The sequence below is a fragment of the Streptomyces tatrensis genome (genome assembly GCF_049310065.1).
GTDB lineage: Bacteria > Actinomycetota > Actinomycetes > Streptomycetales > Streptomycetaceae > Streptomyces.
In genome coordinates this window covers 1,768,136-1,793,870 of the sequence record NZ_JBMDLB010000011.1, presented here as the reverse complement: position 1 = coordinate 1,793,870, position 25,735 = coordinate 1,768,136, and the positions used below count along the sequence as shown (strand labels likewise).

The following is a 25,735-nucleotide window of genomic DNA, read 5'->3' as shown; positions in this document are numbered from 1 at the left end:
TGGAGGCGGCCCGTACCCCCGCCGACTGGGGTACGGGCCGCAGCTCTCATGGGGGGATCCGGTGTCCCGGTGGCGGCGCGGGACCGTGGAGAGAGTGTGAACCCGCCACCGGGGGCCGTCAAGCATCAGGACAGCAGCCGCTGTTCAGCGGCCCACCGGGGGCGGAGCGGAACCGCTAGCGCACGGCGACGACCGCCGATCCGTGCCCGAACAGCCCCTGGTTCGCGGTGATTCCGGCCCGCGCCCCGGCCACCTGCCGCTCCCCGGCGGTGCCCCGCAGCTGCCAGGTCAGCTCGCACACCTGGGCGATGGCCTGCGCCGGCACGGCCTCCCCGAACGACGCCAGTCCACCACTGGTGTTGACGGGGATCCGCCCGCCGAGCGCGGTCGCGCCCTCCCGTACGAGCTTGGCCCCTTCGCCCTCCCCGCACAGGCCGATGTCCTCGTACCACTCGAGCTCCAGCGCGGTGGACAGGTCGTAGACCTCGGCGAGCGAGAGGTCGTCCGGTCCGAGCCCCGCCTCCTCGTACGCGGCGCGCGCGATCGAGGCCCGGAAGGAGCCGGGCACCGGTACGGCCGCGGTGGTCGAGTCGGTGGCGATGTCCGGCAGGTCCAGGACGGTACGGGGATACGTGGGCGTCACCGTGGACACGGCCCGGATCCGCACCGGGTCCGGGACCCCCCGCGAGCGGGCGAAGTCCATGCTGCTCAGCACCAGCGCCGCGCCCCCGTCGGAGGTGGCGCAGATGTCGAGCAGCCGCAGCGGATCGGCGACGATCGCCGAGGCCGCCACCTCCTCGGCCGTCACGGCCTTGCGGTAGCGGGCGTTCGGGTTCAGCAGCCCGGCCGCCGCGTTCTTCACCTTGACCTGCGCGAAGTCCTCACCGGTGTCCCCGTAGAGGGCCATGCGGCGCCGGGCGTACAGCGCGAAGTACGCAGGGTTCGTGGCCCCCAGGACCCTGAAGCGCAGCCAGTCCGGATCGTCCGGCCGGTCCCCACCCGCCGGGGCGAAGAACCCCTTCGGGGCGGCGTCCGCCCCGACCACCAGCACCACGTCGGCCAGCCCGGCCAGGATCTGCGCCCGGGCCGCGCCGATGGCCTGGGCGCCGGACGCGCAGGCCGCGTACACGCTGGTCACGCGTGCGCCCTGCCAGCCCAGTGCCTGCGCGAAGGTGGCCCCGGCCACGTAGCCGGGGTAGCCCGAGCGGACGGTGTCGGCCCCCACGATGGACTGCACGTCGGTCCAGTCCAGCCCGGCGTCGGCGAGCGCGGCCCGCGCGGCGGCCCGCCCGTACTCGACGAAGCTGCGGCCCCACTTGCCCCACGGGTGCATGCCGGCCCCGAGGACGGCGATGTCGGCGACGGAGCCGCTCATCCGGCCACCACCCCCACGGGCCGGAACTGCCAGGTGGTCCAAGCGGCGCCGTCGGCATCCTCGTTCAGCACGCCGCCGACCACCTCGACCTCCATTCCGACCGCCAGATCGCCGACGCCCACCCCGGGCACCGTCTGCCCGAGCACGACCATCCCCTCGGCCTCCAGCTCCACGGCGACCAGGGTGTACGGGGTCCAGGGCGCGTCCGGGTCGGACACGTACGGCGCGGGCGGCCGGTACCGCCCGTCCGTGTAGGACCAGACCCGGCCGCGCGGGGAGAGCGGGGTCTCGGCGAGCTCGCCGCCGCCCGGGCAGCGCGGATTGCGGCAGTACGCGTCCTCGCGCGGGAAGAACACGGCGGCGCAGGCGGAGCACCGGGTGCCGAGCAGGCGGAAGCCGCCGTCCGCGCCGTCCCCGGTGAACCACCCGCTGACCACGGGTGTGCGTGTGCGTTCCAAAACCCCTCCCGAAACCAACTCCTGACGGATCTGACGAACCGTCAGGAGTCTGTCAGGGAACGAGCGGGAGCGCACCCCCGGGAGCGCACTCCTCGCACGGGTTCTCGGCGAGCCACTTCCGCGCGATCTCGCCGAGCTCGGCGTCCCGCCCGGCCAGCATCATCCGGATCATCTGCGCGTCCCCGCGCAGCGACCACCCCGGATTGCCGAAGGTGGCGGGGTTGTTCCCCTCGATCAGGAAGTGCGCCGGCCAGGCGGTCCCGTAGCCGATCAGGGGGAGCGCGGCGAGATAGCGCTTCCGTCCGCGCGCCAGCCCGTAAACGGTCACGGCGAGACCGGAAAGGGTGCCGGCGAGATGGATCCAGCGGGTGGCGGCGCGGGAGTGCATGGCGACGTAGTAGGGCCAGAACTCCTCGTACGAACTGAATGTCATGCGGGCACGGTACTCAGCGGTGAACGGAGGCGACAGAGACGGGAAAATCGAAATACGTGTCCGGGAACGCCTCCGGTGCATGGGTGAAATGCCACCACTCCTGAGGCAGGTTCACGAAACCCTGCGCGCCGAGCAGCCGCCCGAGCAGCTCCCGGTGCTCGCGGGCGGCGCCCGTCACGTGCGGGCTGTCGGTGTGCGCGAGCGGATCGAAGAAGTCGAACGGGGTCCCCATGTCGAGCGGCCCCCGCCCGAGGCGCGTCAAGGTCACGTCGACGGTGCTGCCACGACTGTGCCCGGACCTCTCGGCGATGTACCCCTCCGGGATCAGCCGTTCCTTGGCCACCTCCGGATAGAACTCCGCCTTCGTCCGCTGATCCGCACCGTCCCGGGCCCACCGCACGAACCGGTCGACGGCCCGCTGCGGCCGATAGCAGTCGTACACCAGCAGCGAGTACCCACCGCGCAAGGCCTCCCGCTGCGCCCGCCGCAACGCCTCGGCGGCGGGCCGGGCGAGCAGACAGACGGGCTCGTCATAACCGTCCACGACCGCCCCGGTGAAATTCCGCGACGTGGCGTACCGCATCTCCTGCCCGATGCTCGCATCCACCTCCCCCACCACGACGAACCCACCCGCCGCCGCATACCGCCCCCCGCCGAAACCCGGCCCCCAAACCGCCCCACCGCCCACCACCGGCCCGTGCACGGCCCCCGCCCCCGGCCACCCCACTGCCGCCGGCACGGCCACCGCCCGGCGCCTACCCTCCGCGCCCTGAGCAGCCACTACGCCGGCCGTGCCCACAGCCCCTGGCCGACCCACCGCAGCCGCGGCCCCGTCCCTGTGCCTACCCACCGCGCCCCGCGCAGCGACTGCGCCGGGCGTGCCCACAGTCCCCGGCCGCCGCACAGCCGCCGGCCCGGCCACCGCCCCTGGCCAACCCACTGCCGCCAGCCGCCCCACTGCCGCCGCGGCCCCGTCCCTGTGCCTACCCACCGCGCCCTGCGCAGCCGCCGCCTCCGGCCTATGCACTGCCGCTGGCGCAGCCATCGCCTCCGGCCCATGCACGTCCGCTGGCGCAGCCGCCGCCCCCGGCCTACCCACCGCGCCCTGCGCAGCCACCACCTCCGGCCTACCCACGGCCTCCAGCTGACGCACTGCCGCCGTGGCCACGGCCCTGTGCCTGCCCACCCCGCCCTGCGCCGCCGCCTCCGGCCCACGCGCTACCGCTGGCGCAGCCACCGCCTCCAGCCCAGGCGCGGCCACCACCCCCGGCCGACCCACCGCCCCCGTCGCGGCCACCGCCCCCGGCGTGACCACCGCCGCCAGCACTCCGAGCGCGCCCGCCCACCCCGCAACGACAGTCATCCGCATGCCCCTTGGCATACCATCGCCGCATGCCGGCGCACCTGAAGGACTCGCACTGCTCCGCCTGCGGAGCCACGTTCGATACGGCCGACTGGCCCCGTACCTGCCCCTCGTGCGGCACGACCGCCTACCGCAACCCCCTCCCGGTCGCCATCGCCCTCCTTCCCGTCGAGGACGAACTCGGCACCGGCCTGGTGGTCATCACCCGCACCATCCAGCCCGCCCTCGGCGGCATCGCCCTGCCCGGCGGGTTCATGGACTTCGGCGAGGACTGGCGCGAGTCCGTGGTCCGCGAGCTCCGCGAGGAGACCGGCATCCACGCCCCGGCCTCCGAGGTCGCCCTCGCCGACACCCTCAGCTCACCGGCGGGCCACCTGCTCGTCTTCGGCCTCCTGCCCGTCCGCCCCGTCGCCTCGCTCCCGGCATCGGCCCCGACGGGTGAAACCACCGGCTGGCACGTCCTGCGCGGCCCGGAACAGTTGGCGTTCCCGCTCCACACGAAGGCCGCCGGAGCATGGTTCGAGGGCAGGTACACGCACCCGGCCTGAGGCAGCGGCCCCCGGCCACCCCACCCCGAATCTCAAAGCCCCCGCAGCACCACCCCGTCCACCCGCTCCCCGGCCTCGTCCTCCACCACCACCGCGTCCCCGGCCCACCGCACCACGTACCGCTCCACCTCGCCCGGCTCGAAGCCCGGCCCCGGGTCCCGGATCACCACCCCGCCGCCCGTGCGGCCCCGCGCCGGGGCCCACGCCTCCAGCGCCACCGACCCGTCGGCCGCCCGTACCGGAATCAGCGAGCCGGCCCGTGCCAGCACCGGGATCCGGTCCGCCGGGGCGTCCAGCAGGATCTGGCCCGGCCCCTCGTAGGCCCGGCCCGTCGCCGTGTCGTACCACCGCCCGCGCGGCAACCGCACGGCCCGCCGGTCCGACCCGCATTCCAGCACCGGAGCCACCAGCAGGGCGTCACCCAGCAGGAACGCGTCCTCGCAGTCCCGCAGCGCCCGGTCCTCAGGCGCCCCCCACCACAACGGCCGCACGTACGGGGCCCCGGTCCGCCGCGCCAGATGGGCCAGCGTCACGAAGTACGGTCGCAGCCGCTCCCGTTCCGCGAGGACGGCCCGCGCGGCCCGGGTGGCCTCCTCCCCGAACTCCCACGGCTCCCGCCGCCCCGCCCAGATCGCCGCATGGGTCCGGAACAGCGGCAGGTAGGAGCCCAGTTGCAGCCACCGCAGGTACAACTCCGGAGACGGAGAACCCCAGAAGCCGCCGATGTCCGGCCCCGAGTACGGCACCCCGCACAGCCCGAGACCCAGGACCAGCGCCAGCGAGGCCCGCAGCCCGTCCCAACTGCTCTCCACGTCACCGGACCACGTGCCCCCGTACCGCTGCATCCCCGCCCACCCGGACCGGGAGAAGAGGAACGGCCGCTCGGCCGGGCGCAGTCGTACGAGTCCCTCCCAGCCCGCGCGCGCCATCGCGAGGGCGTACACGTTGTGCGCCTCCCGGTGGTCCCCGCCGGCCCCGTCCAGCGCGTGCCGCGCCGAGCGGGGGAGCGTCCGGTCCCCGAACGGGGCGAAGGACACGGGCTCGTTCATGTCGTGCCAGACCCCGGCGAAGCCCTGCGCGAGCCGCTCCTCGTACAGCCCGCCCCACCACCGCCGCACCGCCGGATCGGTGAAGTCCGGGTACGCGCACTCGCCCGGCCACACCTCGCCCCGGACCTCGCGCCCCGCCGCGTCCCGTACGAAGGCCCCGTGCGCGCCGACCGCGAGCCCCGAGGCGTGCACCGGGTCGCCGGCCTTCACCGCGGGGTCGACGATGGAGACCAGCCGGACGCCACCGTCCGCCAACTCCCGTGCCAACCCGGGCAGATCGGGGAACCGCTCGCGGTCCACGGTGAAGACCCGGTGGCCGTCGTAGTGGTCGATGTCCAGATGGACGGCCGACAGCGGCAGCCCGTGCTCGGCGTACCCCGCCACGATCCGCCGCACCTCGGCGGCGCTCCCGAACCCCCACCGCGCGTGCTGGTACCCGAGCGCCCACTCCGGCGGCACGGCGGCCCCGCCGGTCAGCCCCGACCAGCCCTGCAGCACCCGCCCGGGCGGCCCCACCAGCACCCAGCACCGCAAGGGGCCGCCCTCCATGCGCAGTTCACAGGAGCCGGGCCGGTCCGCCCCCGATCCCGCGCCCTCCTCGCCCTCCCGCAGCACCACCCGCCCGTCCCAGGAGTTGTCGTGGAAGACCAGGTGCGTGCCCGCGTCCGCGACCACCAGCTGCACCGGCATCGTGATGTACAAGGGGTCCGCGCCGGAACCGGCCCCGGACCCGAACCCGCCTTTGGGGTCGGTGTTCCACAGCCGGTAGCTCCCGTCCCGCAACCGAGGCCCCACCGCCCGCCCGCCCAGCCCGAACACCCGCGCGTCCGCCGCCACCTCACTACGCAACAGCCACCGCGCACCACCACCGCCCAGGCCACCTCCCGCACCCAGACCGCTTTCCGCACGTCCCGCACCTAGGCCGCTTCCCGCACCCAGGCCGTCTTCCGCACGTCCCGCACCTAGGCCGCTTCCCGCACCAAGGCCGCTTTCCGCACGTCCCGCACCTAGGCCGCTTCCCGCACCCAGGCCGTCTTCCGCACGTCCCGCACCCAGGCCGCTTCCCGCGCCCACGCCGCTTCCCGCGCTGCCGGCGCCCACACCGTTCTCCGCGCCACCCGCACCCGCGCCCCCCACGGCACCGCTGCGCGCAGCAGGCACCTCCCCGCGGCCAGAGCCAGCCGGCCCCGCCGGACGACCCGCCGGCCCCGCCGGACCACCCCCCGCCCCAGCGGAGCGCCCCGGCGCCGGCTCCCACCACCGCGGCGGCAGGTCCCGCCTCAGCACCGTCCCGCCAGGGGTCCGCACCTCCACCGCCCCGTGCCGGGACACCGCCACCGTCACGCGCTCGGACACCACCCGCCACCCGCCGTCGGTGTCCGGTTCCAGAACGGCGCGCGGATCGGGCTCCGGCCCGCTGCCGACCACCGCGTACGAGGGCGTCGGCGAGGAACCGTCCCAGCCCCAGAACACCGCCCCGCCCACGGTGACCCGTACCAGCAGCTCCGAACGGGTGAACCGGAGCACCCCGCCACCCGGCCGGGGCTCCGTACCGGTCAGCAGACCCGGCACCCGCGCCCGCTCCGCGCCCCGGGGCGCAAGCCCCACCGCGTCCACGCGCCGGTTGCGCCACGCGGAGCGCCAAGCACGCCGCCCCCGTTCGCCGCCGAGGTCCTTCACCGCACGCACCAGCCCACGACCGTCCATGGCGCCCACCCTGCCACCGCCACCCGGCCCAGAAGGCGGCGTTCAACTGCCGTTCACCCGCAAAAGGATCACAGCCGACCGCCGATGACGGCTCTGGTGCGGATGTCGATCACATGGCATCGTCCCTGTGAGCCCCCGTGCGCACACCCCGCGCGCGATGGCACCGTACGAACACAGACGCCACACCACACCGCACACCACGACACGCCCACGAAGCGCGAACCGCAGACGTGACCGGGAGCCGACGCATGACCGCAGCAGCCACCCCCTCCGAGCCCCTCTGGTCCCCGGGCCCCGACCGGATCGCCGCGGCCCGGATCACGGCCTTCCAGGCCTGGGCCGCCGAACACCACGGCGCCCCCGCGGACGGCGGATACCCGGCCCTGCACAGCTGGTCCGTCGACGAGCTGGACACCTTCTGGCAGGCCGTCGCCGAATGGTTCGACGTACGCTTCACCACCCCGTACGAGGCCGTCCTCGCGGACCGCTCCATGCCGGGCGCGGTCTGGTTCCAGGGCGCCACCCTCAACTACGCCGAGCACGCCCTGCGCGCCGCCGAGGACCCGGCCCGCGCCGGAGACGCGGCCCTGCTCCACGTGGACGAGACCCACGAACCCACCCCCGTCACCTGGGCCGAGCTCCGCCGCCAGGTCGGCGCGCTCGCCGCCGAACTGCGCGCCCTGGGCGTGCGCCCCGGCGACCGGGTCAGCGGCTACCTCCCCAACATCCCCGAGGCCGTCACCGCGCTCCTCGCCACCGCCGCCGTCGGTGCCGTCTGGACCTCCTGCGCCCCCGATTTCGGCGCCCGCAGCGTCCTGGACCGCTTCCAGCAGGTGGAGCCGGTGGTCCTCTTCACCGTCGACGGCTACCGCTACGGCGGCAAGGAACACGACCGCCGCGACACCGTCGCCGAACTGCGCGCCGAGCTCCCCTCGCTGCGCGCCGTCGTCCACATCCCGCTCCTCGGCACGCCGGCTCCCGAGGGCGCCCTCGACTGGTCGGCCCTCACCTCGGGCGAGGCCGAGCCGGTCTTCGAGGCGGTCCCCTTCGACCACCCCCTCTGGGTCCTCTACTCCTCCGGCACCACGGGCCTGCCCAAGGCCATCGTCCAGTCGCAGGGCGGCATCCTCCTCGAACACCTCAAGCAGCTCGGCCTGCACTGCGACCTGGGCCCCGAGGACCGCTTCTTCTGGTACACCTCCACCGGCTGGATGATGTGGAACTTCCTCGTCTCCGGCCTCCTCACCGGAACCACCGTCGTGCTCTACGACGGCAGCCCGGGATTCCCCGACACCGGTGCCCAATGGCGCATCGCGGAGCGGACCAAGGCCACCCTCTACGGGACCTCCGCCGCCTACGTGATGGCCTGCAGCAAGGCGGAGGTCCACCCCTCCCGCGACTTCGACCTCTCCTCGGTCAAGTGCGTGGCCACCACCGGATCCCCGCTGCCGCCCGACGGCTTCCGCTGGCTCCACGACGAGGTCGCCGAGGACCTCTGGATCGCCTCCGTCAGCGGCGGCACCGACGTGTGCAGCTGCTTCGCCGGCGCCGTCCCCACCCTCCCGGTGCACATCGGCGAGCTCCAGGCCGCCTGCCTGGGCACGGACCTCCAGGCCTGGGACCCCTCCGGCAAGCCCGTCACCGGCGAGGTCGGCGAGCTCGTCGTCACCAACCCCATGCCGTCCATGCCGATCCGCTTCTGGAACGACCCCGACGGCAGCCGCTACCGCGACAGCTACTTCGAGATGTTCCCCGGCACCTGGCGCCACGGAGACTGGATCACGATCACCGACCACGGCTCCGTGGTCATCCACGGCCGCTCCGACTCCACCCTGAACCGCCAGGGCGTCCGGATGGGCTCCGCGGACATCTACGAGGCCGTCGAGCGACTCCCGGAGATCAAGGAATCCCTGGTCATCGGCCTGGAGGAGCCGAACGGCGGGTACTGGATGCCGCTCTTCGTCCACCTGGTGCCCGGCGCCGTCCTCGACGACGCCCTCCGCTCCCGGATCAAGGCGACGATCCGCGAGGAGCTCTCCCCGCGCCATGTCCCCGACGAGATCATCGAGGTCCCGGGCATCCCGCACACCCTCACCGGCAAGCGCATCGAGGTCCCGGTCAAGCGCCTCCTCCAGGGCGCCCCCATGGCCAAGGCGGTCAACCCCGGCTCGGTCGACAACCTCGACCTCCTGCACTTCTACGAGGAGCTCGCCCGCACCCGCGGCTGACGCGAACGGCCACTGTCAGTGGCGATGATTACTCTGAGTGAGCAAGTGATCGCGTCACTCAGGGGGAACCATGCCACGCTCGAACGACACCGCAGCCGCCTCCACCAGGGGCCGTCCGCCCCGCACCGGCAGGCGCCGCACCCTGCGCCGCGAAGTCCCCAGCACCGTCGGCCTCCTGGCCGACGCCGGGGACTTCGCGGCCATGCGCGGGTACCGCAGCTTCGCCTTCGACGACCACCGCGACTACCTGGACCACGTGGACCGGCTGCTCCGCTCCCTCGCGGCGCAGGGCATCCACACCACGGTGGCCCTCTTCGACCCGGTGGAGTACGCCGACTACTGCGCGGACCGCGGCCTCGATCCGGACACCCCCGGGTCCCGCACCCGCTTCACCGCCGAGCTGGGCGGAGCCACCGGCGGTCTCCCGTATGCCGGCCAGCCCATCGACGAACTGGTCCCGCTCCTCGTGGACGCGGCCGTCCGCCAGGCCACCTGGGAGTACGCGAGCTCGCTGCTGGCCGAGGTGGGCCGCTGCGCCGACTGCGGGGAGGACATCGGGACCGCTTCCTTCGAGCGCGCCACCGAGGCGCTCCGGCGCCTGGTCGACCGGGCCGCCCCCGGCCACCACCACCTGGTGTGCAGCGTCCCGGCCCGGGACGAACAGCTCGTGGCGGTCCTGCACGCCGACACCGGCCCCGGCGGCCGGCACCGGGTGGACGGCCGCGACGGCCTGGACTTCGTGACCGTCCTCGCCGCGGGCCTGGCCCTGGGCGGGCCCGGGGGACTGGTCCTGCGCACCACCGCCGAAGGAGACCGGGACCGGGTCCACGGCTGGCGCCTGGACCGAGGCCGCCTGGTACCCCTCTCGGCGGCGGCCGTCTTCAACGCCTACTGCACCGACGCCGACACCGGGGAGCCCGTGGGCCCCGAGCCCGGCGTCGAGTACTGCCCCGGCTACGAGGTGGACGAACCGGGCCCGCACCACTGAGCCGGGCGGCCGCTGCCCGCCCGGGGAACGGCCGAGGGGCCCCCGCCACCGGCGAAGGCCCCTCGAACGCCGACGCCACACCAACCGGTGCGGCGCCTTCCCGTACTACTCGCCGGACAGGACCGCCTGGGCGGCCACCCGGGCCTCCTCGGCGCTGTCCGCGGCACGCGCGGCGGCAGCCGCACGCTCGCACTGCGCGAGGGTGTACTTGGCCAGCGTCGCCCGCACGTAAGGAATCGAAGCGGCACCCATCGACAGAGAGGTGACACCCAGACCCGTCAGCACACAGGCCAGCAGCGGGTCGGAGGCGGCCTCGCCACAGACGCCACAGCTCTTGCCCTCGGCCTTGGCGGCGTCGGCCGACATGGCGATCAGGTCGAGCAGCGCGGGCTGCCACGGGTCCTGCAGCCGCGAAACGGCACCGACCTGACGGTCGGCGGCGAAGGCGTACTGGGCCAGGTCATTGGTGCCCAGCGAGAGGAACTCGACCTCCTGGAGGATCGAGCGCGCCCGCAGCGCGGCGGAGGGGATCTCCACCATCGCACCGAACTTCGCCTTCAGACCGGCCTCGCGGCAGGCGTCCGCGAACGCCTTGGCGTCGATGCGGTCGGCCACCATCGGGGCCATGACCTCGAGGTAGACCGGCAGCCCCTCGGAAGCCTTGGCCAGCGCGGTGAGCTGCGTGCGCAGCACGTCCGGGTGGTCGAGCAGCGAGCGCAGACCCCGGACACCCAGGGCCGGGTTCGGCTCGTCGGCCGGGGTCAGGAAGTCCAGCGGCTTGTCGGCGCCGGCATCCAGAACGCGTACGACGACACGACCCTCGGGGAAGGCTTCGAGGACCTTGCGGTACGACTCGACCTGCTTCTCCTCGGTCGGGGCGTGCTTGCTGTCGTCCAGGAAGAGGAACTCGGTGCGGAACAGGCCCACACCCTCAGCCCCGGCATCGACGGCGGCCGGTACGTCCGCCGGACCGCCGATGTTGGCCAGCAGCGGCACCTTGTGACCGTCGGACGTGGCACCCGGACCGGAGGAAGAGGAGAGGGCTGCCTTGCGCTCGGCGGCCGCGGCCTCCAGCTCGGCCCGCTTCGCCGCGCTCGGCTCCACGAACAGGTCGCCGGTGCTGCCGTCGACGGCGATGACCGTGCCTTCGGCGATCTCACCGGCACCCGGCAGCGCCACGATGGCCGGCACGCCCAGCGCCCGCGCGAGGATCGCGCTGTGGCTGGTCGGGCCGCCTTCCTCGGTCACGAAACCGAGGACCAGCGCCGGGTCGAGCAGAGCGGTGTCGGCGGGAGCCAGGTCCCGCGCGATCAGTACGTACGGCTCGTCGCTGTCGGGCACACCCGGCATCGGCACGCCCAGCAGGCGCGCCACGATGCGGTTGCGCACGTCGTCCAGGTCGGCGACGCGGCCGGCCATGTACTCACCGGCACCGGCGAGCAGGTCACGGTAGGCGGCGAACGCGTCGTACACACCGCGCTCGGCGGTGCTGCCGACGGCGATGCGCCGGTCGACGTCCGCCATGAGCTCGGGGTCCGTGGCGATCATCGCCTGGGCCTCGAGCACGTGCTGGGCCTCGCCACCGGCCAGCTGGCCCCGGGCGATCAGGTCGGCCGATACGGCTTCCACGGCCTGACGGGCGCGCCCCTGTTCGCGCTCCGCCTCGTCCGCGGTGATCTGCCTCGCCGGCGGTTCGAGAACCGCCGTGCCCATGTGCCGAACCTCGCCGATCGCCACACCGTGGCTCACGCCGACGCCTCGCAGCGTTGTCTCCATTTCACCTGTCTCCGATTGAGCGGCGGGTCCACCCGCCGCGTTGGATGTCCAGTTCGCCCGAGCAGGCGGATACGTCACTGCCAGCCGAAGAGAACGTCTCCGGCCTTCATGTCTCCGGCCTCGACGACGTCAGTGAGGGAGTCGGCAGTCGCTTCCAGTGCCACGACGGGGCAGATGGGGGACTTGCCGGCGGCCTCGACCGCAGCCGGGTTCCAGCGGATGACGGCCTGGCCGCGGGTCACGGTGTCGCCCTTGTTGACGAGCAGCTCGAAGCCCTCGCCGTTGAGCTGAACGGTGTCGATCCCCAGGTGCGTGAGCACACCGTGGCCTTCACTGTCGACGACGACGTACGCGTGCGGGTGCAGGGAGACGACTACACCGTCTACGGGGGACACCGCCTCCGAAGGCTCGCGCACAGGATCAATAGCGGTGCCCGGTCCCACCATCGCGCCGGAGAACACCGGATCGGGCACTGCCGCGAGTCCGATGGCGGTCCCGGCAAGTGGGGACGTCACGCTGGTCATGGGGGCCTCCCAGGGGTGGGGCTTCTTCGTGTCGCCGTCACTACCTGTCGCGAACGGCGTACTCTCCAGAAGGATAAGTCACAACATGTTCGGGTTCGCCCGATGTTGGTCCCGAACCGGACTGGTCCTTCGGCACGGAGACTAGTGGACTAGACCGGTGGACTAGACCATACGCCTGAATCGATTTGCTTGGGTCCCGGCGGACCTGTACTGTCGTGACTCCCGCCAGGACGCCCCGCGTGAACATGTCGCGAACGGCTGATGGACGGGACTCCTCCTCTCTCTTGTTCTGATCTTGATCTCACCTCCTTTCCGCATGCCCATTCGGCAAAACGGAGAGTGGTCAGAGGGAAAGAAAAGAACTGCTAGAGTCGGACTCGCCGGAAAGGGAAACGCGAAAGCGAAGAACTGGAAAGCGAAACCCGCTTCGACCGGGAATCGGACACGAAAGAGTCTGATAGAGTTGGAAACGCAAGAACAGAACGAAAGCCCGGAGGAAAGCCCGAGAGGGTGAGTACAAAGGAAGCGTCCGTTCCTTGAGAACTCAACAGCGTGCCAAAAATCAACGCCAAAAAGTTGATACCCCGTCCATTTCGGTGGATGAGGTTCCTTTGAAAAAGACCTGTGAGGTCACTGGCTTCGGCCACGACACTTGCAGGCAATTACACAGCGAGGACGCAGTGGACGGTCGGTCTTATTCCGACATGACTGTCCCGCTCTAAGTGCGTGTGCACCGGATTACCGGTAAACATTCATGGAGAGTTTGATCCTGGCTCAGGACGAACGCTGGCGGCGTGCTTAACACATGCAAGTCGAACGATGAAGCCCTTCGGGGTGGATTAGTGGCGAACGGGTGAGTAACACGTGGGCAATCTGCCCTTCACTCTGGGACAAGCCCTGGAAACGGGGTCTAATACCGGATAACACTCCTGCCTGCATGGGCGGGGGTTAAAAGCTCCGGCGGTGAAGGATGAGCCCGCGGCCTATCAGCTTGTTGGTGGGGTAATGGCCCACCAAGGCGACGACGGGTAGCCGGCCTGAGAGGGCGACCGGCCACACTGGGACTGAGACACGGCCCAGACTCCTACGGGAGGCAGCAGTGGGGAATATTGCACAATGGGCGAAAGCCTGATGCAGCGACGCCGCGTGAGGGATGACGGCCTTCGGGTTGTAAACCTCTTTCAGCAGGGAAGAAGCGAAAGTGACGGTACCTGCAGAAGAAGCGCCGGCTAACTACGTGCCAGCAGCCGCGGTAATACGTAGGGCGCAAGCGTTGTCCGGAATTATTGGGCGTAAAGAGCTCGTAGGCGGCTTGTCACGTCGGATGTGAAAGCCCGAGGCTTAACCTCGGGTCTGCATTCGATACGGGCTAGCTAGAGTGTGGTAGGGGAGATCGGAATTCCTGGTGTAGCGGTGAAATGCGCAGATATCAGGAGGAACACCGGTGGCGAAGGCGGATCTCTGGGCCATTACTGACGCTGAGGAGCGAAAGCGTGGGGAGCGAACAGGATTAGATACCCTGGTAGTCCACGCCGTAAACGTTGGGAACTAGGTGTTGGCGACATTCCACGTCGTCGGTGCCGCAGCTAACGCATTAAGTTCCCCGCCTGGGGAGTACGGCCGCAAGGCTAAAACTCAAAGGAATTGACGGGGGCCCGCACAAGCAGCGGAGCATGTGGCTTAATTCGACGCAACGCGAAGAACCTTACCAAGGCTTGACATATACCGGAAAGCATTAGAGATAGTGCCCCCCTTGTGGTCGGTATACAGGTGGTGCATGGCTGTCGTCAGCTCGTGTCGTGAGATGTTGGGTTAAGTCCCGCAACGAGCGCAACCCTTGTCCTGTGTTGCCAGCATGCCCTTCGGGGTGATGGGGACTCACAGGAGACCGCCGGGGTCAACTCGGAGGAAGGTGGGGACGACGTCAAGTCATCATGCCCCTTATGTCTTGGGCTGCACACGTGCTACAATGGCCGGTACAATGAGCTGCGATACCGTGAGGTGGAGCGAATCTCAAAAAGCCGGTCTCAGTTCGGATTGGGGTCTGCAACTCGACCCCATGAAGTCGGAGTTGCTAGTAATCGCAGATCAGCATTGCTGCGGTGAATACGTTCCCGGGCCTTGTACACACCGCCCGTCACGTCACGAAAGTCGGTAACACCCGAAGCCGGTGGCCCAACCCGTAAGGGAGGGAGCTGTCGAAGGTGGGACTGGCGATTGGGACGAAGTCGTAACAAGGTAGCCGTACCGGAAGGTGCGGCTGGATCACCTCCTTTCTAAGGAGCACAGTACCGATTGCAGACAAACGTTCTGCACGGTCAGCTCAGGGTGGAACGTTGATTAGTTGGCACGGTTTCCAAAACCTTCTGTAAGTACTGCTTCGGCGTGGAAAACAGGAAGAGTGGCGGGGATCGTGCTTGGCACGTTGTTGGGTATCTGAGGGTACGGCCGAAAGGCTTTATCTTCGTGATGCCGGCCCCAGTGAACTTCGTCTGCGGATGAGGGTGATGGGTGACTGGTCGTTGCTTGAGAACTACACAGTGGACGCGAGCATCTGTAGGCCAAGTTTTTAAGGGCGCACGGTGGATGCCTTGGCACCAGGAACCGATGAAGGACGTGAGAGGCCGCGATAGGCCCCGGGGAGCTGCCAACTGAGCTTTGATCCGGGGGTGTCCGAATGGGGAAACCCGGCAGTCGTCATGGGCTGTCACCCACTGCTGAACACATAGGCAGTGTGGAGGGAACGCGGGGAAGTGAAACATCTCAGTACCCGCAGGAAGAGAAAACAACCGTGATTCCGGGAGTAGTGGCGAGCGAAACCGGATGAGGCCAAACCGTATGCGTGTGATACCCGGCAGGGGTTGCGCATGCGGGGTTGTGGGAATTCTTTTGATCGGTCTGCCGGCCGGTCGGCGAGTCAGAAACCGTTGATGTAGTCGAAGGACATGCGAAAGGTCCGGCGTAGAGGGTAAGACCCCCGTAGACGAAACATCAGCGGCTTGCTTAAGAATCTCCCAAGTAGCACGGGGCCCGAGAAATCCCGTGTGAATCTGGCGGGACCACCCGCTAAGCCTAAATATTCCCTGGTGACCGATAGCGGATAGTACCGTGAGGGAATGGTGAAAAGTACCGCGGGAGCGGAGTGAAATAGTACCTGAAACCGTGTGCCTACAAGCCGTGGGAGCGTCGCTGTATGTGCTTGCACATACAGTCGTGACTGCGTGCCTTTTGAAGAATGAGCCTGCGAGTTAGCGGTGTGTAGCGAGGTTAACCCGTGTGGGGAAGCCGTAGCGAAAGCGAGTCCGAATAGGGCGATTGAGTTGCACGCTCTAGACCCGAAGCGGAGTGATCTAGCCATGGGCAGGTTGAAGCGGAGGTAAGACTTCGTGGAGGACCGAACCCACCAGGGTTGAAAACCTGGGGGATGACCTGTGGTTAGGGGTGAAAGGCCAATCAAACTCCGTGATAGCTGGTTCTCCCCGAAATGCATTTAGGTGCAGCGTCACGTGTTTCTTGCCGGAGGTAGAGCACTGGATAGGCGATGGGCCCTACCGGGTTACTGACCTTAGCCAAACTCCGAATGCCGGTAAGTGAGAGCGTGGCAGTGAGACTGTGGGGGATAAGCTCCATGGTCGAGAGGGAAACAGCCCAGAGCATCGACTAAGGCCCCTAAGCGTACGCTAAGTGGGAAAGGATGTGGAGTCGCAGAGACAACCAGGAGGTTGGCTTAGAAGCAGCCACCCTTGAAAGAGTGCGTAATAGCTCACTGGTCAAGTGATTCCGCGCCGACAATGTAGCGGGGCTCAAGCGTACCGCCGAAGTCGTGTCATTGCAGCAATAGGGCCAACGCCCGCTGTGATGGGTAGGGGAGCGTCGTGTGCCGGGTGAAGCAGCAGCGGAAGCTAGTTGTGGACGGTTCACGAGTGAGAATGCAGGCATGAGTAGCGATACACACGTGAGAAACGTGTGCGCCGATTGACTAAGGGTTCCTGGGTCAAGCTGATCTGCCCAGGGTAAGTCGGGACCTAAGGCGAGGCCGACAGGCGTAGTCGATGGACAACCGGTTGATATTCCGGTACCCGCTTTGAAACGCCCAATATCGAATCAGGCGATGCTAAGCCCGTGAAGCCGTTCCGGACCCTTCGGGGAAAGGAAAGTGGTGGAGCCGGTGACCCAGACTTGTAGTAGGTAAGCGATGGGGTGACGCAGGAAGGTAGTCCAGCCCGGGCGGTGGTAGTCCCGGGGTAAGGGTGTAGGCCGAGGGGTAGGCAAATCCGTCCCTCATATAAGGCTGAGACCTGATGCCGAGCCGATTGTGGTGAAGTGGATGATCCTATGCTGTCGAGAAAAGCCTCTAGCGAGTTTCATGGCGGCCCGTACCCTAAACCGACTCAGGTGGTCAGGTAGAGAATACCGAGGCGTTCGGGTGAACTATGGTTAAGGAACTCGGCAAAATGCCCCCGTAACTTCGGGAGAAGGGGGGCCATCACTGGTGATCGGATTTACTCCGTGAGCTGGGGGTGGCCGCAGAGACCAGCGAGAAGCGACTGTTTACTAAAAACACAGGTCCGTGCGAAGCCGTAAGGCGATGTATACGGACTGACGCCTGCCCGGTGCTGGAACGTTAAGGGGACCGGTTAGTCACATTTCGGTGTGGCGAAGCTGAGAACTTAAGCGCCAGTAAACGGCGGTGGTAACTATAACCATCCTAAGGTAGCGAAATTCCTTGTCGGGTAAGTTCCGACCTGCACGAATGGCGTAACGACTTCTCGACTGTCTCAACCATAGGCCCGGTGAAATTGCACTACGAGTAAAGATGCTCGTTTCGCGCAGCAGGACGGAAAGACCCCGGGACCTTTACTATAGTTTGATATTGGTGTTCGGTTCGGCTTGTGTAGGATAGGTGGGAGACTTTGAAGCGGCCACGCCAGTGGTTGTGGAGTCGTCGTTGAAATACCACTCTGGTCGTGCTGGATGTCTAACCTCGGTCCGTGATCCGGATCAGGGACAGTGTCTGATGGGTAGTTTAACTGGGGCGGTTGCCTCCCAAAAAGTAACGGAGGCGCCCAAAGGTTCCCTCAGCCTGGTTGGCAATCAGGTGTTGAGTGTAAGTGCACAAGGGAGCTTGACTGTGAGACCGACGGGTCGAGCAGGGACGAAAGTCGGGACTAGTGATCCGGCGGTGGCTTGTGGAAGCGCCGTCGCTCAACGGATAAAAGGTACCCCGGGGATAACAGGCTGATCTTCCCCAAGAGTCCATATCGACGGGATGGTTTGGCACCTCGATGTCGGCTCGTCGCATCCTGGGGCTGGAGTCGGTCCCAAGGGTTGGGCTGTTCGCCCATTAAAGCGGTACGCGAGCTGGGTTTAGAACGTCGTGAGACAGTTCGGTCCCTATCCGCTGTGCGCGTAGGAATATTGAGAAGGGCTGTCCCTAGTACGAGAGGACCGGGACGGACGAACCTCTGGTGTGCCAGTTGTCCTGCCAAGGGCATGGCTGGTTGGCTACGTTCGGGAGGGATAACCGCTGAAAGCATCTAAGCGGGAAGCCTGCTTCAAGATGAGTATTCCCACCTCCTTGAGAGGGTAAGGCTCCCAGTAGACGACTGGGTTGATAGGCCAGATGTGGAAGCCCGGTAACGGGTGGAGCTGACTGGTACTAATAGGCCGAGGGCTTGTCCTCAGTTGCTCGCGTCCACTGTGTTAGTTCTGAAGTAACGAACTGTGTCATATCCGGTTTGGTTAACTTCATAGTGTTTCGGTGGTCATAGCGTTAGGGAAACGCCCGGTTTACATTCCGAACCCGGAAGCTAAGCCTTTCAGCGCCGATGGTACTGCAGGGGGGACCCTGTGGGAGAGTAGGACGCCGCCGAACAATCATTGTAGAGAGCCCCGTACCGGGTAACCGGTACGGGGCTTTTCTGCGTTTACGGACCGGTCCACCGGCTCCTGTAGGGTCAGGGGGCATCGTTCGACATTTCTACAGTCACAGTGGAGGCCCCCGGGTGGAGGTCCAGGAGACTCGGGTTCAGACTGACCGAATTTTCACCATTCCGAACATCCTGAGCATGGCTCGCCTCGCAGGCGTACCGCTGTTCCTGTGGCTGATCCTGGCCGAGCACGATGGCTGGGCTCTTGCGGTCCTCATGCTCAGCGGGATCAGCGACTACCTCGACGGGAAGCTGGCCCGGCGCTGGAATCAGATCAGCAGCCTCGGCCGGCTGCTGGATCCCGCAGCGGACCGGCTCTACATCCTGTCCACCCTGTTCGGTCTCACGTACCGCGAGATTCTGCCTCTTTGGCTCACCGGGGCGCTGCTCGCCCGCGAGCTGATGCTCCTGGTCATGGTCTGGATCCTGCGCCGGCACGGCTATCCGCCGCCCCAGGTCAACTTCCTCGGCAAGGCCGCGACCTTCAACCTGATGTACGCGTTCCCCTTCCTCCTGGTGAGCACCTGGACGGGCTGGTTGGCCTGGATGGGGTCAGTTTTCGGATGGGCGTTCGCCGGATGGGGTACAACCCTCTATTGGTGGGCAGGAGTCCTTTACGTGGTACAAGTCCGCCGGCTCGTGAAGGCGGACACCACGGCCGATTGAGCTCGCTCGGCGCCTGACTGACGCGGGGGAGTGGTCCAGTCACCGTCCGGGACGGGTGAGGTCGGCTATACGCCGTCTCTCAAGGAGGACTCTTCCGACATGAAGGCCGTCGTGATGGCTGGTGGCGAAGGCACTCGGCTTCGCCCCATGACCTCAAGCATGCCCAAGCCGCTCCTGCCGGTGGCGAACCGGCCGATCATGGAGCACGTGCTCAGGCTGCTCAAGCGGCATGGGCTCAACGAAACCGTGGTCACCGTGCAGTTCCTGGCGTCGCTCGTCAGGAACTACTTCGGTGACGGCGAGGAGCTCGGCATGGAGCTCACCTATGCCAACGAGGAGAAGCCACTCGGGACCGCCGGCAGCGTGAAGAACGCCGAGGAGGCTCTGAAGGACGACACCTTCCTCGTCATTTCCGGTGACGCGCTCACCGACTTCGACCTGACCGACCTGATCCGGTTCCACAAGGAGAAGGGCGGGCTCGTCACGGTGTGCCTGACCCGGGTGCCGAACCCGCTGGAATTCGGCATCACCATCGTGGACGGGGAAGGCAAGGTCGAGCGCTTCCTGGAGAAGCCGACGTGGGGCCAGGTGTTCTCGGACACCATCAACACCGGCATCTACGTCATGGAGCCGGAGATTTTCGACTACGTGGACGCGGACGTCTCCGTGGACTGGTCCGGTGACGTCTTCCCCCAGCTGATGAAGGAAGGCCGGCCCATCTACGGCTACGTCGCCGAGGGCTACTGGGAGGACGTCGGCACCCACGAGAGCTACGTCAAGGCCCAGGCCGACGTACTCGAGGGCAAGGTCCAGGTCGACATGGACGGCTTCGAGATCTCCCCCGGCGTGTGGATCGCCGAAGGGGCAGAGGTGAGCCCCGACGCGGTGCTGCGCGGGCCGCTGTACATCGGGGACTACGCCAAGGTCGAGGCCGGCGTGGAGATCCGCGAGCACACCGTCATCGGATCGAACGTCGTCGTGAAGAGCGGTGCGTTCCTGCACAAGGCCGTCGTGCACGACAACGTGTACATCGGGCCGCACAGCAATCTCCGCGGCTGCGTCATCGGCAAGAACACCGACATCATGCGGGCCGCCCGGATCGAGGACGGGGCCGTCATCGGCGACGAGTGCCTCGTCGGCGAGGAATCGATCATCCAGGGGAACGTCCGGGTCTACCCCTTCAAGACGATCGAGGCGGGCGCCTTCGTCAACACCTCGGTCATCTGGGAGTCCCGGGGGCAGGCACATCTGTTCGGCGCGCGCGGGGTCACCGGGATCCTGAACGTGGAGATCACCCCGGAGCTGGTGGTCCGGCTGGCCGGTGCCTATGCGACGACCCTGAAGAAGGGGGCGACGGTCACCACGGCCCGTGACCACTCCCGAGGCGCGAGAGCGCTCAAGCGGGCCGTGATCTCGGCGCTCCAGGCCAGCGCCATCAACGTCCGGGACCTGGAGAACGTACCGCTGCCCGTGGCGCGGCAGCAGACCGCGCGTGGCAGCGCCGGCGGGATCGTGCTGCGGACCTCGCCGGGAGTGCCCGACTCGGTCGACATCATGTTCCTCGACGAGCGGGGGGCGGACCTCTCGCTCCAGCAGCAGCGCAAGCTCGACCGGGTCTACGCGCGCCAGGAGTACCGCCGGGCGTTCCCCGGCGAGATCGGCGACCTGCAGTTCCCGGGAAGCGTCTTCGACGCCTACACCGGTTCGCTGCTGCGGCGCGTGGACATCACCGGGGTCGCGGACTCCGGGCTCAAGGTGGTCGTGGACGCCTCCAACGGCAGCGCCGGCCTGGTGCTGCCCAGCCTGCTGGGCCGGCTCGGAGTGGACGCCCTCACGGTCAATCCGGGGCTCGACGAGTCCCGGCCCACGGAGACCGCGGAGTCCCGCCGGGCGGGACTGGTGCGGCTCGGGGAGATCGTGGCGTCCTCGCGGGCCGCCTTCGGAGTGCGCTTCGACCCGGTGGGCGAGCGGATCTCCCTGGTGGACGAGCGCGGCCGGATCATCGAGGACGACCGGGCGCTGCTGGTGCTGCTCGACCTGGTGGCCGCCGAGAAGCGCAGCGGCAAGGTGGCGCTGCCCGTGACCACGACCCGGATCGCCGAGCAGGTGGCGGCGTACCACGGGACCCAGGTGGAGTGGACGACGACCTCGCCGGACGATCTGACCCGGGTGGGCCGGGCGGAGAACACCATCTTCGGCGGCGACGGGCGGGGCGGGTTCATCGTCCCCGAGTTCAGCAGCGTCTTCGACGGGTCGGCCGCCTTCGTGCAGTTGATCGGGCTGGTGGCGCGGACGCAGCTCACGCTGAGCCAGATCGATGCCCGGATCCCGCGGGCGCACGTCCTCAAGCGGGACGTGCCGACCCCGTGGGCGGTGAAGGGGCTCGTCATGCGGCGGGTCGTGGAGGCGGCCGGGGACCGGCAGGTGGACACCACCGACGGGGTGCGGGTCGTGGAGGCCGACGGGCGGTGGGCCCTGGTGCTGCCGGACCCGGCGGAGGCGGTCACCCACCTGTGGGCCGAGGGACCCGACGACGCGTCCGCGCAGGCGCTGCTGGACGGCTGGGCAGCGGTGGTGGACGGTGCGGGGCACTGAGCACCCCGCACGGGACGGCGTAGGCCCGAACGCGGCGGCGTAGGGCCGGAGGTCCGGTGGAGCGGGCGGGGCGAAGGTCCCGTCCGGTCCACCGGGCGTCCGCATTCGGTGGGAGCGGCGCCGACATGCGACGATGTGCGGCATGTCGCAGCCGCCCCACAACCGCAGTTCGGCACCTCCGGCGCGGCCGGACGCTTCCATGTCGCTGCTGACGCACGTGATGGACCACTCCCTCGACGAGGGCTACGCGGAGGCTTCGGCCCGGCGCGAGGCCGAGGGCACGTCCGGCCTGCCGCGGACCCTCAAGGCCAAACTGGGTCTCGCCGCCGGGCTGGTGCTCGCCGCCATGGTCGTCACCCTGGGTGCCGCGCAGGCGCGGGCGACCGCGCCGGTGCTGGCCAAGGAGCGTCACGAACTCATCGACCGGGTCGAGCGGGCCGACGCGCACGCGGACGGTCTGGAGCGGGACATCGAGCGGCTGCGGGACACCGTCGCCGCCCGGCAGCGCGAGGCGCTCAAGCAGCACGGCGGCGAACAGGGCCAGCTCGTGGCGCTGCTGTCCGGGGCCACCGAGGTGCACGGGCCCGGGATCAAGCTCACGGTGGACGACGCGAAGGGCTCGACGACCGGAGACGGCTCGCAGCCGCGCGAGAGCGCCGGTTTCTCGGACACCGGGCGGCTCCGCGACCGCGATATGCAGAAGATCGTCAACGGGCTGTGGCAGTCGGGGGCGGAAGCGATCTCGATCAACGGGCAGCGGCTGACGTCCCTCTCGGCGATCCGGGCCGCGGGTGACGCGATACTGGTCGACAACAGGCCGCTGGTGCCCCCGTACGAAGTGCTGGCGATCGGCGACAAGAAGCGCCTCGGGACCGCGTTCCAGGACTCCGCGGACGGCCAGTACCTGCACGTGCTGCAGGAGAACTACGGCATCCGCTACTCCTTGTCGTCCGAGGCCGAGGTGCGCCTTCCGGCCGCGTCGAGCCTGACCGTACGTACGGCTACAGCAGCAGAGCAGCAGAAGGGTGCATCGTGATCGCGGTACTGGGCCTCGTGGTCGGAGTGGTGGTCGGACTTCTCGTCCGGCCCGAAGTGCCGGCCGTGGTGGAGCCTTATCTGCCGATCGCCGTGGTCGCGGCGCTGGACGCGGTGTTCGGAGGCTTGCGAGCGATGCTGGACGGCATCTTCGTGGACAAGGTCTTCGTGGTGTCGTTCCTGTCGAACGTGGTCGTGGCGGCGCTGATCGTCTTCCTCGGCGACAAGCTGGGGGTCGGCTCGCAGCTGTCCACGGGTGTGGTCGTCGTCCTCGGCATCCGCATCTTCTCCAACGCCGCGGCCATCCGCCGGCACGTGTTCCGGGCGTGAGGCCGATGAGTACGAACGACACCCCGCCCGAGGACCCCGGGGCCGCCGCACAGCGGCCGAAGGCACAGCCTCCGCTGGAACCGCCGGCCGGGCCCGTGGCGGAGGAGCGGGGCCGCGAGGGGACCGCGGACGCGCCGGCCGGATACGCGCCGACCGGGACCGGGGAGAGCGGGCCCGAGCAGACCGGCCGGCAGCGGCTGGCGGCCGGGCTGTGGCCGCCGCGGGTGAGCCGTGCCCAACTGATCGTCGCGGTGCTGCTGTTCGTCCTGGGGCTCGGTCTGGCCATCCAGGTACGGTCGAACAGCGACTCCAGCGCGCTGCGCGGAGCCCGTCAGGAGGACCTCGTACGGATCCTCGACGAGCTCGACGGGCGGACCAAGCGGCTGGAGGACGAGAAGCAGACGCTCGACGACCAGCGCCGGGAGCTCGAGAGCAGTTCCAACCAGGCCGAGGAGGCCCGGAAGCAGACTGTGGAGAAGGAACGCCAACTCGGGATCCTGGCCGGTACGGTGGCCGCGCAAGGGCCGGGGATCGTGCTGAAGATCACGGACCCCAAGGGCCAGGTGCAGTCGGACAAGCTGCTGGACACCTTGCAGGAGCTGCGGGCGGCCGGGGCCGAGGCGATCCAGATCAACGGGGTGCGGATCGTGGCGGACTCGTACTTCTCGGACGAGGAGGACGGGGTCGCGATCGACGGTAAGAAGATCACACAGCCCTATGAGTTCAAGGTGATCGGCAAACCGCAGGATCTGGAGCCGGCGCTCAACATTCCCGGTGGCGTCGTCCAGTCGCTGGAGAAGGAGCAGGCTGTCGTCACCGTCACACGTCCGGCGAAGATCGTTGTGGATGCCTTGCGGGCTGCGAAGCAGCCTGACTACGCTCGGTCGTCATCGTCGTGATGCGGGAGGTGCGGGAGACCGGCTCACGCGGGCGAATGCCTGCGGGGGGTCGAGGCACCGAAGTCGCGGTGCGTGGTGGAAACTGTCTGATGGTTACGGACGTTGTAAGTATGTCCGGGTCGGCAGGTGTTGCATTCGGAGTTCGTCCTGCCCCACGGGCGGGTCTGTTTCGGTCAAGGGGAATCGCCCGTGAAGTTGTTTGAGAAGTTGTTCGGCAAGAAGAACCGCGAGGAAAGCGGTGCGGCCAGGCACCGCGCGGGGCACGGAGACGTGGAAGGGCAGGGCGACCGGCCGCTCTTCCGCGACGAGGTCGCCGGGGCGGGTGATATTTCGGGCGCGCACGGCGCGTCGACTGTTGACCCTGCCGGTACCGGACGCATAGGTTTCGGTGAACCATCAACCTCAAGTACGGGTGGAGGGTTTGCCCCCGACCCGTATGCCACCAATGCCTCCGCGGGGCAGCCGCGGCGCGAGGAGCCGTCCATGTCGGCCGAGCAGATTTGCAGCAGGTGCGGGCACCGCAGCGATGCGGCGAGCCGGTTCTGCTCCAACTGCGGGGCGCCGCTGCGGGCGGGTCTGACGCCGGAGCGTGCCTCGGAGACCACGTCCACCATCTCGATCTCGGGCCTGGAGGCCTACGAGGCCGAGGTGTCGGGACAGACGCACGTGTCGTCCTCGCTGTCCCCCGAGGCCCAGGCCGCGGTGGAAGCGCTGCCCCCGGGTTCCGCCCTGCTGATCGTGCGGCGCGGCCCCAACTCCGGCAGCCGGTTCCTTCTGGACGGTGAGCTGACGACGGCCGGCCGGCACCCGCAGAGCGACATCTTCCTGGACGACGTCACCGTCTCCCGGCGCCATGTCGAGTTCCGCAGGAGCCACGACGGTTTCACCGTCTCCGACGTCGGCAGCCTCAACGGCACGTACGTGAACCGTGAACCGATCGACTCCGTCGCCCTGCACAACGGCGACGAGGTGCAGATCGGCAAGTACCGGCTGGTCTTCTACGCGAGCCTGCGGGGGCACTGACCCTTCAAGGGAAGGTCCCATGCTGCGTATCCCGGCAGGCGGTGCCGCCAAGGGCGGCACCGCCACCGCCGCCTCCTCGGGCGTGCGGCTGGTGAGCATCGGAACGGTGCTCACGATGCTGCGTGACGAGTTCCCCGAAGTCACGATCTCGAAGATCCGTTTCCTGGAGGCGGAAGGGCTCGTCGAGCCCCGGCGCACACCTTCCGGATATCGCAAGTTCAGCACCGACGACGTGGAGCGTCTCGCCCACGTCCTGCGGCTCCAGCGCGACCACTACCTTCCGTTGAAGGTCATCCGCGAGCAGCTCGACGCGCTCGCACGGGGTGAGCAGATCCGTATCCCGGCGCCTACGGCGCACGGGGAGTCCGTCGACCCCGCGAGCCCCGTCGCCCTCTACGGCGAGGTGGGCCGGGAGCGGCCGACCGTGGCCCGGGTGGGCCGGGCCGAGCTGATCGCCGCCGCGGACGTGGACGAGGTCCAGCTAGTGGAGTGGGAGTCCTATGGGCTCATCGCGGAGGCGCCCGGCGGTGGTTTCGACGCCGAGGCCGTCACCGTGGCCCGTCTGGTGGCCGATCTCGGCCGATTCGGTCTGGAGCCGCGCCACCTGCGGGCGATGAAGGCCGCCGCCGACCGGGAGGCCGGTCTGGTGGAGCAGGTCGTCTCGCCGCTGCGCAGGCACCGCAATCCGCAGACCAGGGCCCATGCCGAGGCCACCATGAAGGAGCTCGCGGGGCTCTCCGTACGGCTGCACGAGGCGCTCGTACAAACTGCTCTCGGCGTGCGGCTGCACTGACGGCTGCACCGATCC

General features: G+C 68.5%; 17 protein-coding genes, 3 rRNA genes and 1 pseudogene. 13 read left to right on the top strand and 8 right to left on the bottom strand.

The genetic code is table 11. The features are described from left to right. Positions 1-175: 175 nt before the first annotated feature. The 4 genes from ACODT5_RS23805 to ACODT5_RS23790 are packed head-to-tail and all read right to left on the bottom strand — an operon-like array spanning position 176 to position 3,011. Entirely contained in the window at positions 176-1,375 is a 1,200-nt protein-coding gene (locus tag ACODT5_RS23805) for a lipid-transfer protein (protein ID WP_422521316.1), read from the bottom strand. After that, a complete protein-coding gene (locus ACODT5_RS23800) occupies positions 1,372-1,833 on the bottom strand; it encodes a Zn-ribbon domain-containing OB-fold protein (protein WP_422521315.1) in 462 nt (153 codons plus the stop codon). Before ACODT5_RS23800 ends, ACODT5_RS23805 begins: the two co-directional genes overlap by 4 nt. A gap of 52 nt (positions 1,834-1,885) precedes the next feature. Further along, positions 1,886-2,266, bottom strand: a complete 381-nt coding sequence (locus ACODT5_RS23795; RefSeq protein WP_422521314.1) for an Mpo1-like protein — start codon at positions 2,264-2,266, stop codon at positions 1,886-1,888. Positions 2,267-2,279: 13 nt separating this feature from the next. Then, positions 2,280-3,011 (bottom strand): M15 family metallopeptidase, encoded by a 732-nt coding sequence (locus tag ACODT5_RS23790; protein ID WP_422521313.1) that lies wholly within the window; start codon positions 3,009-3,011, stop codon positions 2,280-2,282. 647 nt (positions 3,012-3,658) lie between these two features. On the opposite strand from ACODT5_RS23790, the gene ACODT5_RS23785 reads away from it, so the two are divergent. After that, the gene (locus ACODT5_RS23785; protein WP_422521312.1) at positions 3,659-4,177 is read left to right on the top strand and encodes an NUDIX domain-containing protein; all 519 of its coding nucleotides are present in this window, start codon (positions 3,659-3,661) and stop codon (positions 4,175-4,177) included. Between the two features lie 32 nt (positions 4,178-4,209). Here the strand turns inward: ACODT5_RS23785 and ACODT5_RS23780 are convergent, their stop codons facing one another. Together ACODT5_RS23780 and ACODT5_RS23775 are read right to left on the bottom strand one after the other, a co-directional pair. Beyond that, a complete protein-coding gene (locus ACODT5_RS23780) occupies positions 4,210-6,120 on the bottom strand; it encodes a glycoside hydrolase family 31 protein (protein WP_422525013.1) in 1,911 nt (636 codons plus the stop codon). Positions 6,121-6,357: 237 nt separating this feature from the next. Next, positions 6,358-6,933 (bottom strand): annotated as a pseudogene (locus ACODT5_RS23775) (glycosyl hydrolase); the annotation flags it as partial. Positions 6,934-7,181: 248 nt separating this feature from the next. Here ACODT5_RS23775 and ACODT5_RS23770 point away from each other — a divergent pair. Together ACODT5_RS23770 and ACODT5_RS23765 are read left to right on the top strand one after the other, a co-directional pair. Then, the gene (locus ACODT5_RS23770; RefSeq protein WP_422521311.1) at positions 7,182-9,161 is read left to right on the top strand and encodes an acetoacetate--CoA ligase; all 1,980 of its coding nucleotides are present in this window, start codon (positions 7,182-7,184) and stop codon (positions 9,159-9,161) included. Between the two features lie 70 nt (positions 9,162-9,231). Continuing rightward, positions 9,232-10,149, top strand: a complete 918-nt coding sequence (locus tag ACODT5_RS23765; protein WP_422521310.1) for a hypothetical protein — start codon at positions 9,232-9,234, stop codon at positions 10,147-10,149. A 105-nt stretch (positions 10,150-10,254) separates the two neighbouring features. On the opposite strand, the gene ptsP is transcribed toward ACODT5_RS23765, so the two are convergent. Then, positions 10,255-11,925: a phosphoenolpyruvate--protein phosphotransferase gene (gene ptsP / locus ACODT5_RS23760; RefSeq protein WP_422521309.1), complete on the bottom strand. Its 1,671-nt coding sequence runs from the start codon at positions 11,923-11,925 to the stop codon at positions 10,255-10,257. 74 nt (positions 11,926-11,999) lie between these two features. Then, positions 12,000-12,449, bottom strand: a complete 450-nt coding sequence (locus ACODT5_RS23755) for a PTS sugar transporter subunit IIA (protein ID WP_422521308.1) — start codon at positions 12,447-12,449, stop codon at positions 12,000-12,002. A 751-nt stretch (positions 12,450-13,200) separates the two neighbouring features. On the opposite strand from ACODT5_RS23755, the gene ACODT5_RS23750 reads away from it, so the two are divergent. The 10 genes from ACODT5_RS23750 (at position 13,201) to ftsR (ending at position 25,720) form a co-directional block, all read left to right on the top strand. Beyond that, positions 13,201-14,725: ribosomal RNA gene (locus ACODT5_RS23750) — 16S ribosomal RNA — on the top strand. 283 nt (positions 14,726-15,008) lie between these two features. Continuing rightward, a 23S ribosomal RNA gene (locus ACODT5_RS23745) occupies positions 15,009-18,132 on the top strand. A 74-nt stretch (positions 18,133-18,206) separates the two neighbouring features. Continuing rightward, positions 18,207-18,324: ribosomal RNA gene (rrf, locus tag ACODT5_RS23740) — 5S ribosomal RNA — on the top strand. Together the 16S, 23S and 5S rRNA genes form the textbook arrangement of a ribosomal RNA operon. 130 nt (positions 18,325-18,454) lie before the next feature. Beyond that, positions 18,455-19,045 carry a cardiolipin synthase ClsA gene (gene clsA / locus ACODT5_RS23735; RefSeq protein WP_422521307.1) on the top strand — a complete coding sequence of 197 codons (591 nt, stop codon included), beginning with the start codon at positions 18,455-18,457 and terminating at the stop codon, positions 19,043-19,045. A gap of 99 nt (positions 19,046-19,144) precedes the next feature. Beyond that, positions 19,145-21,640 carry a sugar phosphate nucleotidyltransferase gene (locus tag ACODT5_RS23730; RefSeq protein WP_422521306.1) on the top strand — a complete coding sequence of 832 codons (2,496 nt, stop codon included), beginning with the start codon at positions 19,145-19,147 and terminating at the stop codon, positions 21,638-21,640. A 133-nt stretch (positions 21,641-21,773) separates the two neighbouring features. Next, the gene (locus tag ACODT5_RS23725; protein WP_422521305.1) at positions 21,774-22,676 is read left to right on the top strand and encodes a DUF881 domain-containing protein; all 903 of its coding nucleotides are present in this window, start codon (positions 21,774-21,776) and stop codon (positions 22,674-22,676) included. Then, positions 22,673-23,005: a small basic family protein gene (locus ACODT5_RS23720; RefSeq protein ID WP_112452698.1), complete on the top strand. Its 333-nt coding sequence runs from the start codon at positions 22,673-22,675 to the stop codon at positions 23,003-23,005. The genes ACODT5_RS23725 and ACODT5_RS23720 overlap by 4 nt, the downstream gene beginning before the upstream one ends. A 5-nt stretch (positions 23,006-23,010) precedes the next feature. Further along, the gene (locus ACODT5_RS23715) at positions 23,011-23,904 is read left to right on the top strand and encodes a DUF881 domain-containing protein (protein ID WP_422521304.1); all 894 of its coding nucleotides are present in this window, start codon (positions 23,011-23,013) and stop codon (positions 23,902-23,904) included. Between the two features lie 483 nt (positions 23,905-24,387). Then, complete coding sequence (locus ACODT5_RS23710; protein ID WP_274547808.1) at positions 24,388-24,927, top strand: FHA domain-containing protein; 540 nt, start codon at positions 24,388-24,390, stop codon at positions 24,925-24,927. A 19-nt stretch (positions 24,928-24,946) separates the two neighbouring features. Next, positions 24,947-25,720 (top strand): transcriptional regulator FtsR, encoded by a 774-nt coding sequence (gene ftsR, locus ACODT5_RS23705; protein ID WP_422521303.1) that lies wholly within the window; start codon positions 24,947-24,949, stop codon positions 25,718-25,720. The last annotated feature ends 15 nt before the right edge of the window (positions 25,721-25,735 follow it).

Bases quoted from the DNA above. Each gene is read 5' to 3' on its own strand.
- ACODT5_RS23805 (WP_422521316.1), bottom strand. From the start codon at position 1,375: ATGAGCGGCTCCGTCGCCGACATCGCCGTCCTCGGGGCCGGCATGCAC.
- ACODT5_RS23795 (WP_422521314.1), bottom strand. From the start codon at position 2,266: ATGACATTCAGTTCGTACGAGGAGTTCTGGCCCTACTACGTCGCCATG.
- ACODT5_RS23785 (WP_422521312.1), top strand. From the start codon at position 3,659: ATGCCGGCGCACCTGAAGGACTCGCACTGCTCCGCCTGCGGAGCCACG.
- ACODT5_RS23770 (WP_422521311.1), top strand. From the start codon at position 7,182: ATGACCGCAGCAGCCACCCCCTCCGAGCCCCTCTGGTCCCCGGGCCCC.
- ACODT5_RS23765 (WP_422521310.1), top strand. From the start codon at position 9,232: ATGCCACGCTCGAACGACACCGCAGCCGCCTCCACCAGGGGCCGTCCG.
- ptsP (WP_422521309.1), bottom strand. From the start codon at position 11,925: ATGGAGACAACGCTGCGAGGCGTCGGCGTGAGCCACGGTGTGGCGATC.
- ACODT5_RS23755 (WP_422521308.1), bottom strand. From the start codon at position 12,449: ATGACCAGCGTGACGTCCCCACTTGCCGGGACCGCCATCGGACTCGCG.
- ACODT5_RS23730 (WP_422521306.1), top strand. From the start codon at position 19,145: ATGAAGGCCGTCGTGATGGCTGGTGGCGAAGGCACTCGGCTTCGCCCC.
- ACODT5_RS23725 (WP_422521305.1), top strand. From the start codon at position 21,774: ATGTGCGGCATGTCGCAGCCGCCCCACAACCGCAGTTCGGCACCTCCG.
- ACODT5_RS23715 (WP_422521304.1), top strand. From the start codon at position 23,011: ATGAGTACGAACGACACCCCGCCCGAGGACCCCGGGGCCGCCGCACAG.
- ACODT5_RS23710 (WP_274547808.1), top strand. From the start codon at position 24,388: ATGTCGGCCGAGCAGATTTGCAGCAGGTGCGGGCACCGCAGCGATGCG.
- ftsR (WP_422521303.1), top strand. From the start codon at position 24,947: ATGCTGCGTATCCCGGCAGGCGGTGCCGCCAAGGGCGGCACCGCCACC.